This is a genomic window from Methylocella silvestris BL2 (assembly GCF_000021745.1).
GTDB classification, from domain to species: domain Bacteria; phylum Pseudomonadota; class Alphaproteobacteria; order Rhizobiales; family Beijerinckiaceae; genus Methylocapsa; species Methylocapsa silvestris.
The window spans coordinates 300,826-316,794 of sequence record NC_011666.1 but is presented as its reverse complement, the minus strand read 5'-3'; the positions used below and the strand labels follow the sequence as shown (position 1 = coordinate 316,794).

The 15,969-nt window shown below is 64.2% G+C and carries 12 protein-coding genes and 1 other RNA gene; 7 read left to right on the top strand and 6 right to left on the bottom strand.

Annotation, left to right across the window (positions count from 1 at the left end):
* Positions 1–22: 22 nt before the first annotated feature.
* An RNA gene (gene ffs / locus MSIL_RS20435) (signal recognition particle sRNA small type) lies at positions 23–119 on the bottom strand.
* A gap of 186 nt (positions 120–305) precedes the next feature.
* Here ffs and nudC point away from each other — a divergent pair.
* The 3 genes from nudC to lanM all read left to right on the top strand — a co-directional run bounded on the left by nudC (position 306) and on the right by lanM (position 2,571).
* The gene (gene nudC / locus MSIL_RS01405; RefSeq protein ID WP_012589322.1) at positions 306–1,271 is read left to right on the top strand and encodes an NAD(+) diphosphatase; all 966 of its coding nucleotides are present in this window, start codon (positions 306–308) and stop codon (positions 1,269–1,271) included.
* Positions 1,261–1,971, top strand: a complete 711-nt coding sequence (gene queC / locus MSIL_RS01400; RefSeq protein WP_012589321.1) for a 7-cyano-7-deazaguanine synthase QueC — start codon at positions 1,261–1,263, stop codon at positions 1,969–1,971. The genes nudC and queC overlap by 11 nt, the downstream gene beginning before the upstream one ends.
* A 207-nt stretch (positions 1,972–2,178) precedes the next feature.
* Positions 2,179–2,571 (top strand): lanmodulin LanM, encoded by a 393-nt coding sequence (gene lanM, locus MSIL_RS01395; protein ID WP_012589320.1) that lies wholly within the window; start codon positions 2,179–2,181, stop codon positions 2,569–2,571.
* Between the two features lie 80 nt (positions 2,572–2,651).
* Here the strand turns inward: lanM and MSIL_RS01390 are convergent, their stop codons facing one another.
* Positions 2,652–4,334, bottom strand: coding sequence for a tetratricopeptide repeat protein (locus MSIL_RS01390; protein ID WP_012589319.1), 1,683 nt, complete (start codon positions 4,332–4,334; stop codon positions 2,652–2,654).
* A gap of 437 nt (positions 4,335–4,771) precedes the next feature.
* Between MSIL_RS01390 and rpsO the strand changes: the two genes are divergently transcribed.
* Together rpsO and pnp are read left to right on the top strand one after the other, a co-directional pair.
* Positions 4,772–5,041, top strand: coding sequence for a 30S ribosomal protein S15 (gene rpsO / locus MSIL_RS01385; RefSeq protein ID WP_012589318.1), 270 nt, complete (start codon positions 4,772–4,774; stop codon positions 5,039–5,041).
* Between the two features lie 518 nt (positions 5,042–5,559).
* Entirely contained in the window at positions 5,560–7,704 is a 2,145-nt protein-coding gene (gene pnp, locus MSIL_RS01380; protein ID WP_012589317.1) for a polyribonucleotide nucleotidyltransferase, read from the top strand.
* 88 nt (positions 7,705–7,792) lie between these two features.
* Here pnp and MSIL_RS01375 read toward each other — a convergent pair whose 3' ends face one another.
* Complete coding sequence (locus MSIL_RS01375) at positions 7,793–8,050, bottom strand: LptE family protein (RefSeq protein ID WP_012589316.1); 258 nt, start codon at positions 8,048–8,050, stop codon at positions 7,793–7,795.
* 295 nt (positions 8,051–8,345) lie between these two features.
* Positions 8,346–8,711 (bottom strand): MerR family transcriptional regulator, encoded by a 366-nt coding sequence (locus MSIL_RS01370; RefSeq protein WP_244406194.1) that lies wholly within the window; start codon positions 8,709–8,711, stop codon positions 8,346–8,348.
* A 432-nt stretch (positions 8,712–9,143) separates the two neighbouring features.
* Between MSIL_RS01370 and MSIL_RS01365 the strand changes: the two genes are divergently transcribed.
* A complete protein-coding gene (locus MSIL_RS01365; protein WP_012589314.1) occupies positions 9,144–11,798 on the top strand; it encodes a tetratricopeptide repeat protein in 2,655 nt (884 codons plus the stop codon).
* Positions 11,799–11,811: 13 nt separating this feature from the next.
* Here MSIL_RS01365 and pdeM read toward each other — a convergent pair whose 3' ends face one another.
* Together pdeM and MSIL_RS01355 are read right to left on the bottom strand one after the other, a co-directional pair.
* Positions 11,812–12,531: a ligase-associated DNA damage response endonuclease PdeM gene (pdeM, locus tag MSIL_RS01360; RefSeq protein ID WP_012589313.1), complete on the bottom strand. Its 720-nt coding sequence runs from the start codon at positions 12,529–12,531 to the stop codon at positions 11,812–11,814.
* Positions 12,470–15,142, bottom strand: coding sequence for a ligase-associated DNA damage response DEXH box helicase (locus tag MSIL_RS01355; RefSeq protein ID WP_012589312.1), 2,673 nt, complete (start codon positions 15,140–15,142; stop codon positions 12,470–12,472). The genes pdeM and MSIL_RS01355 overlap by 62 nt, the downstream gene beginning before the upstream one ends.
* Before the next feature lie 227 nt (positions 15,143–15,369).
* Between MSIL_RS01355 and MSIL_RS21565 the strand changes: the two genes are divergently transcribed.
* Entirely contained in the window at positions 15,370–15,777 is a 408-nt protein-coding gene (locus MSIL_RS21565; protein WP_012589311.1) for a hypothetical protein, read from the top strand.
* Positions 15,778–15,969 lie beyond the last annotated feature (192 nt).

Below are 15,969 nucleotides of genomic sequence, written 5' to 3'. Positions count from 1 at the left end.
GCCGCGAACGCTGCGGCTGATCGGTGGGAGGCTGGACAGAGACCCGCCCGGTCTCGTTAGGGCTGCTTCCTTCCGGACCTGACCCGGTTGGCGAGTGGTGCGTCCACCGCCAACCTCCCAAGCCCTATTTGGACCGCCGCGGCCGTTTTCGCAACCTTTTTGCCGAAGGCGCCAACCTTCCCGCCAAAGACGCATTGTCGCCTCATTTGGTAGAAACGTGGGAAGGGCTTAAATTCGCCGCCGTTAGGCCCTGGCCTCACGCTAGCCTCTCCGGGGCAAGGCCTCTCGCAATTTCAGGACATTCGATGCACGGCAGCGCGCCCCCTCCTCCCGATCCGGCCGATCGCTCTGCGGCGGCGGGTTTTTCGGTCAATTCGCTCGACCGCATGTCGATACGCCGTCACGACGCCGAATTCCTTCGCAGCCTGCAGGATTCCGCGACGGCGCGCACGCTCGTGCTCGCCGGCGAAATGCCGGTGGTCAAGCGCGGCGAATCCGGCTTCGACCCGTTCTTTACGCTCAGCGAGGCGGCGGCCCTTGGCGCGATTCGTGAGACGGCGTTTCTTGGCTTCGACAAGCAATCGGCGCTGTTTGCGAGCCTCATCGAACGGGAGGAGGACCTTCCTGCCGCGACCGATATCGCCTTTCTCGATATTCGCCTGATTGCGACGCAGGGGCTTTTGCCGGCCGATGTGGTGGGACCGCTCGGAGAAGCCAAAAGCCTCCTGTCATGGCATGCGCGGCACCGATTCTGCTCGAACTGCGGCGCGCCAACCCATCCGCGCGCCGGCGGGTGGCGGCGCGGCTGCGAGTCCTGCGGCGCGCAGCATTTTCCGCGCACCGATCCGGCCGTCATCATGCTCGTCGTCGATGGCGATGATTGCCTTCTCGGGCGGCAGGCCAATTTCGCCCCAAAAATGTATTCCTGCCTCGCCGGCTTTATGGAGACCGGCGAGACCATCGAGCACGCCGTGCGCCGCGAAGTCGCCGAGGAGGCCGGAATCAGCGTCGGGCGGGTTGACTATCTCGCCTCGCAGCCATGGCCATTTCCAAGTTCGCTGATGATCGGCTGCGTTGCGCAAGCGCTCAGCCGGGATTTGTCCCCGACGGACCAGGAGCTCGAGCACGCGCGCTGGTTTTCCCGCGACGAAGTCCGCCAGATGCTGAATGATTCCCATCCCGACGGGCTGACCTGTCCCTCAAAAGTCGCCATCGCCAATCTTCTGCTGACGGCCTGGGTCGCAGAGGACGTGTTCTGGAATGCCAGATAGGCCGGCGCGCCGCGGCGCCCTGACCCTTTTTTCCGGCGGCCAGGATTCGACGACCTGCCTCGCCTATGCGCTCGACCGTTATGATCACGTCGAGACGATCGGCTTCGATTACGATCAGCGGCACCGGATCGAGCTCGACCAACGCGGCAAGATCCGCGACGCGCTATTGCGCGATTTCCCCGCCTGGAAAGACAAGCTCGGCGAGGATCATCTGGTGCGCATCGGCGCGCTCGCCGAAATCGCGACCACGGCGATGACCCATGACGTCGAAATCGCCTTTGACGCCAATGGCCTGCCGAACACTTTCGTGCCCGGCCGCAACCTGTTGTTCCTGACCTTCGCGGGCGCGCTCGCCTACCGCCGCGGCCTGACGCAGATCATCGGCGGCATGTGCGAGACCGATTTTTCCGGCTATCCCGATTGCCGCGACGATACCGTCAAGGCCATGCAGATCGCGCTCAATCTTGGAATGGATACGCGCTTCAACGTCGAGACGCCGTTAATGTGGCTCGATAAGGCCGCGACCTGGCGTCTCGCCGAGCGGCTTGGCGGCAAGGCGCTGATCGCAATCATTCTCGAAGAAACGCACACCTGCTATCTTGGCGAACGCGGCAAGCGGCATAACTGGGGCTATGGCTGCGGCGAATGCCCGGCCTGCCAGCTGCGGGCCAAGGGCTGGCGCGAATATCGGAACAGCTGAAACGTCGATACGCCGATTTTTCGTCCGAAACCCATTCGCCGAGCCGCGTTGACATTTTACGTCCGAGCGACGCCGCCCTCGCGACGTAGAAAAGTTCATTCAATAAGCGGGATTTTTTCCCATAATTTTTCTGTATTTTAGGGATTCACTCCCTGATTCCAAGGTGTTATAGCTATGCTACCGTAGAAAAATGCATAGGTGATCTTTATGTCCTTCAAAAATACCGCGGCCGTTTCCGTTCTGGCTCTTTGCGTTGGCGTGTTCGCCTTGCCGGCCTTCTCCGCAACGGCGAATCTGAAAGTGCTCGATCCCGACAATGACGGGACGGTCAGCCTCGCCGAAGCGCAGGCGGCGGGTCACAAGAAATTTTTGTCGCTTGATCCGGACAAGGACGGCACGCTTGACGCCAAGGAAGCGGCGACCGCCGTGCATGACTTCGCCGCCGCCGATCCCGACAAGGACGGCACGGTCGATGCGAAAGAATATGCGGCCGAGATCGAGGCGGCCTTCAAGAAGGCCGATCCGGACAAGGACGGCACCCTCGACGCCGCCGAATTCGCCACTCCCGCCGGCCAGAAACTTTTGAACCTCATCCAATAAATAATGGCGGCGGCCCTTATCCGCCGCCGCCCAAATGCGCCGCAGCCGCTCCGCGCCTCAAGAGACGGAGCGGCCGCTCCCTATGCGGCCCTTCTGCCCAACGCCTCGACGATGCTGGCGCGCGCCTGCTCCGCGTCGCAAACATGCTGGCGTTCTTCCGTCTCTCCGATCAACGCAATGGCCTCATCGACAAGCAGAAGCGCCTCGTCGAGCAGGTCATCCCCGCCGTCGCAGCTCCACAAAAGCCCCAGCGCATAAGCGAGATTAATCTGAAGCTTTGCGACGTCGATTGGCTCTAGCTCCTCACGCACGACGAGCGCGCCGCGATAGGCGTCGGCGGCGCGGGTCAGCAGCTCCCGGCCATAGTTTCGATTTTGCGTCCTCTCGTACTCGCCCAGCGCCAGCAGCGAATCGCCGAGGCTGACGCTGGTCGCGGCGAATTGAGCCGGTTCGTGCTCCGCCGATTGGCCGTCAAGAGCGCTTTGGAACGCCTCGACGGCAAGCTTCAGAGGACCATGACCATAGTCCTCCTCCCGGCTTTCCTGCTCCGCCAGCGCCTCGAGCGCGAGCCCAAGGCTGTTTTGCAGCTGCGTCCATTCTCGCGGCGCGATCTCGCGCCGCAGCTCGGCGAGCGCGGATTGATAGGCCGCGATCGCCTCGCGCAGCTTGCCGCTGTCCCCGGTCGAGGCCGCAGTTTTGGCGAGCACGTCGCCGAGATTGCCTTGCGCCATGGCCCAAAGATCCGGCGCCGTCTCCCTTGTCCATTCTTTCAGGGCCGCCCGATAGGCGTCCTCGGCCGGACGAAGACGTTCGACCCCACTCTCCAAATCGGCGAGCCGTTGCAGCGCGTCGCCCAGATTGTGCTGCGCGCGCGCCCATTCGAACGGCGAGGAACGAGGCGTCCATTCCTCCAGGGCGGCGTGATAAGAATCAATCGCCTCCTCGACCTTGCTGGCTTCCGCGCCATTGACGCCGGAGGCGACCAAGGCGTCGCCGCGATGAAACTGCGTCGCGGCCCAGGCATGCGGAGCCTGTTGGCGCGGCACAAGGCTCAAGGCGTGGTCGTAGGTCTCGATCGCCGTCGTGAGGCTCTCATCATTGCTATTATAGGTCGCGTCGCCAACCAGCGCGCGGGCCTGCTCCATGCGCAGTCGCCATTCCTGCTGACCTGAAGCCAAATCATCACAAAAGCGCGCCACAAGCGCCGCGGCGGCTCCATAATTCTCGGCGGCGCCCCGATAGTCGAGTTTGACCAAATCGAGCGCCGCCGCTTCGGCATAGATCTGGGCGTCCCGCCGCGCGCCTTCACCGTTTAGGCTTTTCGGGATTGCCTCGCGGCTTTTGCGCAACGCCTCGCCAGCGCCACGGAAATCGCCGAGATCCACAAGCCCCAACGCGTCCGGGCAGGATCGCGCCAGCCGCGTCCGCAGCCGCGCCAATGTGTCGACCGCGTTCTGGCGGCGCGCCGCAAGATCAATCTCCTCCACTTTGGCGCCGCGCAGCATCGCTTCGATCGCCTCGCGGCTCGCAACGGTGACGCCATTCCGCTCCGCCTCGGTCACCGGCCCATCGCCCGAACAAAAATCAGGGTCGGGCGGCAACCTCCCGAGCAGCTTCCGCAGCATGCGAAATCCAACCAGCAAGACGGCCGCTCCGCAGCCGATGAGGAGAATGAATCTTTGGCTCTCGGCTGTCGCCGATTGTTGCGCGGAGCTAAACAACTCATTCGCGGATTTCAACAACTCGATGCCGATCGCCAACATAGAACAGATCTCCTTCAGCGCCATCTTGGGCGCTTGTTCACCGAATGAACCATTGATCGCAAAGAAATCGCCCCAGATTCAAAATCTTGAGCATCGTCTGTCGATTCGATTAATTAAAATCTGACCGAAATAGCCTCTAGGTCTATGCTTCACATTATAGAGCAGACTCAAAGAATGCGTAAAGAATTGCGATGAACAAGCGCTTCCCACAGGCTGTTTTATTTGATGATAAGTTTGCGGCCTTCTCGTTGAAGCAGGTGGGAGCGCGAAATCAGCGACGCTTCCCTTGAGCGCGCTTTCCTGTATAAGGGCGCTGCGCGGTCCTCGCGCGCCCCCTGAGCTCCACCGTGCTGGACGACATCCCGGCACGGCTGCGCTTTGGGTAAACCTGCGGACGCGCCGCGCGTCCGCTCGATTGCTATGGAAAGGTTGCCCCGATGTCGATTACGCCAGAGCGCAAGCAGACGCTCGTGAAGGAATATGCCCAGAAATCGGGCGATACAGGTTCGCCCGAGGTGCAGGTCGCGATCTTGACCGAACGGATTGTCAATCTCACCGAACATTTCAAGACGCATGTCAAAGACAACCATTCGCGCCGCGGGCTTTTGAAGATGGTCTCGCAGCGCCGTCAGTTGCTCGACTATGTCAAGAACCGCGACGAGCCCCGCTACAAATCCCTGATCGAGCGCCTCGGCATTCGCCGCTAGCAGATGGCGCCGACAGGTCGAAAGACTTGTCGGCCTGTGCCCAGGCGGGGCGGTTTGGTCTGGTTGAGGCCAAGATCATCCTGTTCGGGGGACAGTTCGCACGGCTGCAGCGTTGCAACTCAACGCAACGCCGCGGAATTTGCGCCATTGCGTAACCGGGCGGGCAAGATCATAACTTCCGCGAGACAGAACCTCGGCAAAACTTTGGCTCGCGGCTCGTCAAGAGTCGTTCGCGCCGGCAAATGATCTCTGCAAATGGCAGATCATGATGCAAAAAGAGAGACTTAAGCGCGCGCTTTAGATTCCATCCGGAATTTCGCGCCCGCATAACGGGGGCGAGCGCGCCAGAAGCGCAGGCCCCTAAAGGACGCGGCGGCACGGGGCCGCCGGTCTTCCGGCGAAGCAACGCGCCACGGCAGGATCGCCAGGCGCTGTCATGGGCTTTCCACGCCCGCCGACAGCCTCTTGCCATCTTGCTTTGGCATGTCTTCGCCTTTCATCTGAAGAAAGACGAATATATGTTTGAAATCCATCGTGAAGAACTAGACTGGGCCGGCCGAAAGCTAACCCTCGAAACCGGCCGGATCGCTCGCCAGGCCGACGGCGCCGTGCTCGCCACCTATGGCGAAACCACCGTCCTCGCTACCGTTGTCTCGGCGCGCACGCCGAAGCCGGGGATCGATTTCTTTCCGCTCACTGTCAATTATCAGGAAAAGGCCTTCGCCGCCGGGCGCATCCCGGGCGGTTATTTCAAGCGGGAGGGCCGGCCGTCCGAAAAGGAGACGCTCGTCTCGCGCCTGATCGACCGCCCGATCCGCCCCCTGTTTCCGGAAGGATATCGCAACGATACGCAGGTCGTCGTGACCGTGCTGTCGCATGATCTCGAGAACGATCCGGATATCCTCGCCTTGGTCGCGACCTCGGCGGCGTTGACGATCTCCGGCATTCCCTTCATGGGCCCGGTCGGCGGCGCGCGCGTCGGCTACATCAATGGCGCGTTGAAACTGAATCCGACGGTCGACGAACTCAAGGAGTCCGCGCTTGACCTCGTCGTCGCCGGCACGGGCGACGCCGTCCTGATGGTCGAATCGGAAGCGAAAGAACTGTCCGAAACGCTGATGCTCGAGGCGGTCATGACCGGCCATCGCGGCTTCCAGCCGGTGATCGACGCGATCATCCGCCTTGCTGAAAAGGCCGCAAAGGAGCCGCGCGAACTCGCCGTCGCCGACAAGGCCGAGGTCGAGGCGGCTGTGCGCGACATTGCTGAAGGCGAGCTGCGCGAAGCCTATAAAATCACCGCCAAGCAGGAGCGCTACAAGGCCGTCGACGCCGTGAAGGCAAAGGTTGCTCTGGCGCTGTTCCCGGAAGACGCCGAGCCGCGCTTCTCCAAGGAGAAAGTGGCGGAGGCGTTCCACGATCTTCAGGCCAAGGTCGTCCGCTGGAACATTCTCGATCTCGGCGTGCGCATCGACGGACGCGACCTCAAAACTGTGCGTCCGATCCTCGCCGAAGTCGGCATCCTGCCGCGCGCCCATGGTTCGGCCTTGTTCACCCGCGGCGAGACGCAGGCGCTGGTGGTCGCGACCCTCGGCACCGGCGAAGACGAGCAATTCGTTGACAGCCTGGAAGGCACCTATAAGGAGCGCTTCCTGCTGCACTATAATTTTCCTCCCTATTCCGTCGGCGAAACCGGCCGAATGGGCTCGCCCGGGCGCCGCGAGATCGGCCATGGCAAGCTTGCCTGGCGCGCGGTCCGGCCGATGCTGCCGACCGCGGCCGAGTTTCCCTATACGATCCGCATCGTCTCCGAGATCACAGAGTCGAACGGCTCCTCCTCGATGGCGACAGTGTGCGGCTCCTCGCTCGCGCTGATGGACGCGGGCGTGCCGCTGAAGCGGCCGACCGCCGGCATCGCGATGGGCCTCATCCTTGAGGGCGAACGTTTCGCCGTCCTGTCCGATATCCTGGGCGATGAGGATCATCTCGGCGACATGGACTTCAAAGTCGCCGGCACGGAAGAAGGCGTCACCTCGCTGCAGATGGACATCAAGGTCGCGGGCATCACTGAAGAAATCATGAAGGTCGCGCTTGATCAGGCGAAGGGCGGCCGCCTGCATATTCTTGGCGAAATGTCGAAGGCTCTGACCGGCGCCCGCGCCGAACTCGGCGAGTTCGCGCCGCGGATCGAAACGCTGAAAATCCCGACCGACAAGATTCGCGAGGTCATCGGCACGGGCGGCAAGGTCATTCGCGAAATCGTCGAAAAGACCGGCGCCAAGATCAATATCGAGGACGATGGCACGGTGAAGGTCGCGTCGTCAGACGGAAATTCGATCAAGGCGGCGATCGCCTGGATCAAGTCGATCGCCAATGATCCCGAAGTTGGCCAGATCTACGAAGGCACGGTCGTCAAAGTTGTCGATTTCGGTGCCTTCGTGAACTTCTTTGGCTCGAAGGACGGCCTCGTGCATATTTCGCAGCTCGCCAAGGGCCGTGTCGCGAAATCCTCGGACGTGGTCAAAGAGGGCGAAAAGGTCAAGGTGAAGCTGCTTGGCTTCGATGATCGCGGCAAGGTTCGGCTGTCGATGCGTTATGTCGATCAGGAGACCGGCGAAGATCTCGAAGCCAAGGAAAAGGCGGAGCAGCAGGCGTCCGTCGATTAAGGCTCCGCCACTCTCCAAAATCAACGAAAAGGGGCGCCTCTCTGCGGCGCCCCTTTTTCATGTCAGGTCAGGATCTCAGAGCCGCCGATCAATCGCAATCCATGGCGATGCGCAAAAGCCGCTCCTTGAGACATTCCACGCCGCCAAGCATCGCGTAGCTGCCAACCGAGCCGGCGTAGGAATAGGAGACCACTTTGTCCCGATGGACATAGGCCCCGGCAAAGCCGCGGATTTCGCCAGAACGGGCGGCTTCCAAAAGACGCTCCAATTCCTCGACGACTGTGGGGTTGGGCTCGGACGGCGGCGGGATGATATCGCCGCGAAGGCTGATGATCTTTTCTGACATTTTGGACCGCTTGGCGTGACAATCCCGCGAATGCGCAATCGAAGCAAACTTCGCGCCAAGCAAACAGATGACGAGCTAAACGCCGCGACCGACCGTCGTCCGCCGCCGATCTACGATGGCATCAGCTCGGAAGCGCGCCGGCGCGCTGAGGGAACGCGTTAGGCGGATGCGGATATGGATTGCGTGAGGAAGACCCCGGACTTCGTAGGGTCCGCGCCGTCTGCCGTGAGATGTTTGTCGGAGCCATTGTAGCTTTTCGGACTAACGCCCTACCCCTCCGATCAGGCGGCCGGCCTCACGCTGTGGCTCCAAGGAATGAGGTTTCGACAAGACGGCAATGCGCTTTTCTCAACTCGACGATGGCTGCGTCGAGCTCCTTGCGTTGGCGTTCGAGGAACCCGATTTGGGCGATGATCTGCTCCGGCGGGAGCGCCATTTCGAGATCCGACGTGTCCGCCTCGAGCAGTTCGCTCTGCGAGGCCAGCATGGCGCTGATCTCCGCAAGCGTAAATCCGAGCTGCTTGCCCTTGAGAATCATCTTGAGATTGCGTCTTTCGCGCGCCCCGTAAAGGCGCGTCGCGCCCTGCCGTTTCGGACTTAGCAGGCCGCGATCTTCGTAGAAACGCAAGGCGCGGATGCTGACGCCAAAATCGCGCGCCATGTCGCGGATCGTGCACGCCGGCGCCGGCGGAGGCCTCTCGCACGGCGAAGATTTGCGGCGAGCCTCCTCAAGCGATGTATCCCCGCGGCCGCCTGAGGTTCTTGCCAGATGCGTATCCATTGAAGCCTCCGAAATATGCCAGCCGGCGCTGCGCAGTTCAAATTGGCGCGGTTACAAATTTAGATTGCGTGTTTTGCATAGACGATCACGGGATCGACGAGCGCCATCATCCGGCGCGAAGCTGGCGTCAAGCTGAACGCAAGGAGCCCGGATTTAACGCTTTGTTCACCCCGTGCTCCCACCATCGAAGGCAAGCGCTCGTTCTGCGTATGCTTGCGCCTTTGATTTTTTAGGCTTTGAATGTTTTGCGGCGCGGGGGCGCGGCTATTGTCAATTCAAGACTCACAAACTGGCTTCGGGCGAGCATCGGCGATGCGGCCGGAGGATCATGATAGCGAATCGGAAAACGCTTCGCTTCGGCGCGCCGCTCAACAGCGCGCCGACGAAACGGCGGCGTCGCTGGAAAGCTGGCTGCGCCGCGCGATGACGCGGATCGCCGAGCGCGGAGCCGACAAGGCCGCGCCTGTCGATCTCACGGAGAGTCTCGCCGCCATGGCGGCCCTGCTGAACGAGGCGTCGCGTGGCGCGCCCACCAGCGATTCTCCCCAGCCGCCGTCCAGCCAAGACCCGTTTCGAGGCGCGGGCGCGCGCGAAGCCGTGCTCCCGCCTGTCTCCGCAGACGCGCCGGGCGACCGCGCGATCTCGGCGCCGGCTGGGCAAAGCGCCAGGGCCCGCGCGCTATCCGAATTGAAAGCTCGGCTCGACGATCTGGAGCGCATCATCCGCGCCGGCGGCCGCGCCGCCGCGGACCCCGCGTTGCGGCTCGCCCTGAAGGATATTGAGACGCGGCTCAGATCATCCGCGAACTCCGAGCCAGATGATGACGGTCCGTCCGGCCGCGAAACGCCGTCAGGGACAGGCGCTGCGGCCCTCACGCCCGCCGCGCCAGGGGAGCCGCCCGAACGCGACGGCGAAATCGGCGGCTTGCAGGCTCTGACCAAGCGGCTGCGCGATCAACGGTCTCAGCGGCAGGCGTCCCGCGCCGCGACGGACGCCGGCGCAGTCGAGACGCTCGCGCCGGAGCTTCGCGCCCTGACGCGCCAGATCGAGATGGGGCAGCGCCAGCTCGGCGAGAAAGTTGAGACCGAGCTGCAATCTCTCACCTTCAAACTTGAGGCGACCCGCAAGCAGAGCCCGGGCGATCTCGCAATGGACGCCCTCGAGCAGAAGATCGCGGCGATCACGCAGCGGCTCGAGACGACCGATCGCGGTTTCGCCTCGATCGCCAATCTTGAACAAACCATCGCCCGGCTTTCCGAACAGCTCGGCCAGGACGCTGAGGGCAAGGACCGCATCCTTGATTCCAGCAACGAAGCCCGCGAGGAGGCGGACCGACGGGTTCATCTCGCGCTTAACGCCGTGCAGGAGTCCGTCGGCCAGATCGCCAACCGGCTCGCCCGGATCGAGGCCGACATCGGCGAGGCTCGGCCCGCCCGCGACGCGGCCCCCGAAGAGCCGGTTCGCCGGACAGCAACCGACGTTGCGACGCAGGCCGAGCTGCTGACGGGTCAAGCGGCGGCCAACGGCGGCCGCAGCCCGAACGCGGTCGGGGACGATATTCTGATCGAGCCGGGGGCAGGTCTTCCATGGCGCTTTGGGGCGCCGCCGGATCGTCTCGCCGCCGTTTTTGGTCACTCGGCCGGGGAGTCCGGCGCGGTTCTCGCGCCCTCCCCTGTCGCAGCGAAACCGCTCGCGCCGCACGAGCGGCCTGTGGCGATCCCGGCCGACCTGCCGGCCGCTCGCGCGCCGGCGCCGAAGCAGAATTTCTTCCGCGCCCATCGCGCTTCGCTCGTCTCGGGCCTTGCCGCCCTTAGCCTTGCGCTTGGCGTGATCGCGCTGGCGAAAACCGGGGCCCTTAAACCGGTGCGTCCGGCGGCCCTGCTGAAGCCGGTTGGCCAAGCCCGGACAAATCGAGACGCCGCGAAAGCGCCCGCGGCGCCAAGCGCCGCCCAAGCCGAAGCCCCTCCCCCTGCGGCGCCTCAGAACGCTGCCGCCGCTGTAGGCGGAATCCCCAAGGAGCCCACACCTCCGAGCGCGCCGGCGCAACCGGAGCCCCCGAAACCCACGGACCTCAGCCTGTTCGATCCGGCGGCGCTCAACGCCGGACAGGCAGGCTCAATCCGGGCGGCGGCCGAGCCTGGCGGCGACCAACTCGCCACGCCCCTGACGCGGCTGATCGCAGGAAGCGATCCCATTCTGTTTGAAGGCGTCATCGCTCGGGCAGAGCCTGCGACTGCGCCCGGCGGCTTTTTTGCGCCCTCTCTCTCGCCCGCCTCGCTGTTGAAATCGGGCGCGCCGCCGGCCTTGGCTCCGGCCAATCTCGCCCGGCTCGCTGGGACGCCGCTTGACGATCTGCGCGCCCGCGCCACCGCGGGCGACGGCGCGGCGCAATTCGAACTTGGCGCCCGCTATGCGGACGGACGGGCCGGCGTACAAGATCTCGCCCTCGCCGCTGGATATTATGCGAAGGCGGCCGGGAGCGGCCTCGCGCTCGCGCAATACAGGCTGGCGACGATGACCGAAAAGGGCGCCGGCGTCAGCCGCGACCTTGGCCGCGCCAAGGCGCTGTATGAAGCCGCGGCGGCGCAGGGCAATGTGCGCGCCATGCACAATCTCGGCGTTCTCGCCGCGCAAGGCGCCGAGGCCGGGCCCGACTATACGACGGCCGCCGTCTGGTTCGAGCAGGCCGCAAAATTCGACGTCCGCGACAGCCAGTTCAATCTCGCGGTTCTTCTGGCGCGCGGTTTGGGGACGCCGCCCGACGCCGGCCGCGCCTATGTCTGGTTCTCGATCGCGGCGGCGGGCGGCGACGCCGAGGCCGACCGAAAGCGCGCCGATATCGCAACAAAGCTGTCGCGCGAGGATCTCGACGCCGCCAAAGCGGCCGTTCTTTCCTTCAGGCCGCAGACGCTCGATCCGCTTGCGAATGAATTGAGCCTCACCTCAAGCCGCGCCGCGCGCAACTGAACCCGTTTCTGGTTCAGTCCGGCAGGCAGAGCCGATGCGGCACGGCATAGACCGCGCTGCGGCCGATGACATAAGCGAACACTGCCTTTTCCGCCTCGCCATCGAACAAAGCGTCGAAGGCAGGGTCGCGCACATTGAGCCCTCCGGCGAAAGCGCCGAAGGCCGGCAGGACGCAGCGCGAGCCGTCGCTGACAAAGCTGCGGCCGCGCACGCTGCCGCCGCGTCCAGAGAGTTTTGCCGCGGGATGTAGATGGCCTGCAATTTCGCCGCGCCCACGCGCAGCCGACGGTTCATGGCGAAACAGGATCGATCCGATCGCGAGTTCGTCAAGCGCCTCGCCCGCGAGGCCCGCAGGCGGCGCCGGATCATGATTGCCGGCAATCCAGATCCAGTCGCGGCCGCGCTGCAGCATCGCAAGAGCGCAGCGGTCGCCGGGATTGAGGCGATCCCCGGCGCCCGAATCGTGGAAGGAGTCGCCGAGAGCGACGATGCGGCGCGGCTGGTAGAAGCCGATGAGAATTGCCAGCACAGCTAGTGTGGCCGCTGTATCGTAGGGCGGCAGAAGCACGCCCCGCGCGGCAAAGGCCGAGCCTTTTTCGAGGTGCAGATCCGCGACGACGAGCAGGCTTTCGCGCGGCCAGAACAAAGCGCCCGAGGGATCGGCCAGGAATTCAGCGTCGAGGACCGGAAGCGCGGCGGCTCGTCGAGGTCTTTTTCGCGCGGAGTCCCGCATTGTCCGGCGGCGTTCCTTTCGGCCTTACGCTGGCGCGCGCAGGCGGCGCGGCTGCGGGCGTCGCCCGACCATTTCCCAATCGCCCCGCATTGGCAAGTTCGGGCCGCCCCGGCGCGCTGTCGGCGAGCACTTCGTCCACAAGGGTTTGCGCCGCTTCCGCCAGCGTTTCATCCTGCGCCTCGCCATAGACGGTTTCGCGCCCGATTTCGAGCAGGATTGGAACCGCGAGCGGCGAGACGCGCGCCAGCGCCTTATGGATGGTCCGGCCGCGCGCGCGCAGCAGCAGCCCGGCCAGCCGTTCGAGGTCGAGCAGGCCCGTCGCGGCGTCGGCTCTGGCCGCCTCGAGCAGAATATGGCGCGGCTCAAACCGGCGCAGCACATTGTAGATGAGGTCGGTGGAAATCTTGACCTGCCGGCCGGTCTTGCGCCGGTCGAGAACATTGCGTTCGATCAGCCCCGAGACGATCGCGCAATTGCGGAAGGTCCGCTTCATCAGCGCCGATTCCTCAAGCCATTCCTCAAGATCGTCGCCGAGCATGTCCTCGCTCAAGAAATCCTCGAGCCGCAAGGCTCCCGTCTCGAACAGCGCGCCGACGTCGGTCAGCGACCAGATACACAGCGCATAATCATTGGCGACGAATCCCAGCGGCTTTAAGCCGGCGCGCTCCATCCGGCGCGTCAGCAGCATGCCGAGCGTCGTGTGCGCAAGGCGTCCTTCGAATGGATAGAGGGCAAGATAATAGCGCCCGCCGCGCGGAAAGGATTCGACGAGAAGCCGGTCGGCCGGCGGCAGGGCGGAGCGCCGGCGCTGCAGATCGAGCCAGTCCGCCACCTGCCCGGGCAGCGTGTCCCAAGACGACTCCGTGGCAAGGATGCGCCGGACGCGCATGGCGAGATAGGTCGACAATGGAAATTTACCGCCGGCGTAGGAAGGAATTTTCGGCGCGTCGGCGCTGGCGCGCGACACGATCGCCTCATTCTCGACGACGCCCTGCAGCCGCAAGATTTCGCCGCCGAATAGAAACGTGTCCTGCGGCGCCAGCATCTCGATGAAATATTCCTCGATCTCGCCGAGGACGCGGCCGCCGCGCCGCAACGGCCCGGTGTAGCTCGCCGACGGTTTTGCTCCGCCCGGAACGAGCCGCACCTTCAGAAGGTCCGCCTCGACGATGGTCCCGACATTGAGCCGGTAGCTCTGCGCGACGCGCCCATTGGCGATGCGCCAGCGTCCATCCGCGGTCTGCTTGATCTTGGCGAAGCGCTCATAGCTTTTCAGCGCGTAGCCACCAGTGGCGACAAAGTTCAGGGCGGCGTCGAATTGTTCCGGCGAGAGCCGCGCATAGGGCTCGGCCGAGCGTATCTCCGCAAAGAGTTCGCCCGCGTCGAAAGGGTCGGCGCAAGCCATGCCGAGAATATGCTGGCATAAAACATCGAGCGCGCCGGAGCGCGCCATCGCCGTATCCTGCGCGCCTTCATTTGCGGCGTCGACGGCGGCGCGGCACTCCAGCACTTCAAACCGGTTGGCCGGCACGAGGATGGCGCGCGACGGTTCATCCAGCCTGTGATTGGCTCTGCCGATGCGCTGCGCAAGGCGGCTCGCGCCCTTCGGCGCCCCGACATTGATGACAAGATCGACATCGCCCCAGTCGACGCCAAGATCGAGCGTCGACGTGCAGACGACGGCCTTCAGCCTGCCCGACGCCATCGCCTCCTCGACCTTGCGCCGCTGCGCGACGTCGAGCGACCCGTGATGCAGGGCGATCGGCAAACCATCTTCGTTGCGCCGCCAAAGCTCCTGAAAAATATACTCCGCCTGCGCGCGTGTATTGACGAAGACGAGAGTTAGTTTTGCGCCCTTGATCGCCGCGTAGATTTCGCCGAGCGCGTGACGGGCGCTGTGCCCTGCCCACGGCAGATGCTCCTTCGTGTCGAGAATGGAGAGGTCTGGCGCGGCGCCCCGGTCGGCGACGACCAAAGCGGCTGTGGCGTTCGGCGTCGTCTGCGCCGTTAGCCACCGCTGCAACTCCCCCGGATCGCGCACCGTCGCCGACAGGCCGGTCGCCGTCAGCCCAGGAGCGATGCGTCTCAGACGCGAAAGGCCAAGGCAAAGCAGATCGCCGCGTTTCGAGGCGGCGATGGCGTGGAGTTCGTCAAAGATCACACGGCGAAGGCTCGAAAACAGAGTCCGCGCGTCCGGGCCGGCGAGAAGCAAGGCCAATTGCTCCGGCGTCGCAATCAAAATATCGGGCGGGTCCCGGCGCTGGCGCTGGCGCCGCGCCGCCGATGTGTCGCCGGTGCGCGTCTCAACCCTGACGGCAAGGCCCATCTCCGCGATCGGGATTTCAAGATTGCGATGGACGTCGACCGCGAGCGCCTTCAGCGGCGAGATATAGAGGGTGTGCAGCCCCTCCCTCTTCTTTTGGCGGTCGAGCTCGATCAGGGTCGGAAGAAATCCGGCCAGAGTCTTGCCGGCCCCCGTCGGCGCGATCAGCAAAGCGTCGGCGACGCCGGCGAGATCGAGAAGGTCGAGCTGATGCCGGCGCGGCGTCCAGCCTCGGTCGGCGAACCAGGACCGGAAGCGCGGCGGCAACTCGAGATCGGAATTGGTCACGGCGCGCTCCAGAACGCCGGCGTCTGCCGGCGTGTGTCTGAGATAAGCGTCTTTTTGACAATCTCACCCCTTGAGGCCCTCGATTGGGTCTTGAAAGGGTTAACCGATGCGCGCAGCTCTCAGTCATTTGAACCATTCCGGTCGGCGTTCATTCATGACGGGTTCAGTATCGGGCTCCCATATTTGGGCGGAAGGCGGCGTTTCGGGCCGCATGTAAGGAGATTTCGATGATCAGCAGATTGAGGACTGGCGCAATCGTGGCCGTTTCCTCTCTGGCGCTAGCGCTTCCGGTCGCGACGGTTTCGACTCCGGCCGCGGCTCAAGGCTGGCATGGCGGCGGATGGCGCGGCGGCGGCGGATGGCATGGCGGAGGCTGGGGCGGCGGCGGTTGGCGCGGAGGCGGTTGGCGCGGCGGCGGCTGGGGCCGGCCCGGCTGGGGCGGCGGCTGGGGTGGCGGCGGTTGGGGCTGGGGCGGTCCGGCTGCTGTCGGCCTCGCGAGCGGCCTCGCCCTTGGGGCGATCGCCGCTTCGGCGGCCCCCGCCTATGGCTACGGCGGCTGCTACCTGCAGAACCAGCCCGTTTACGACGGCTGGGGCCAGTTCGCGGGATATCAGCGGGTCCGCGTCTGCTATTGACCGAGCAAAATTTGCCCTCCGGCCAACCCTGCCGGAGGGCAATGTCCGAAAGTGGCTGTTTTGACACGGCCTCTCGCGATCGATTCAAGAGGGTGTTGCTTTTTTCATTTTTTTTTGCTGGGGCCCGCAACCTTTCAGCTTGAGCTGCGTTTCTTGTGTGATGTCGCACAGCACGGCCTCTCCATATGGGAG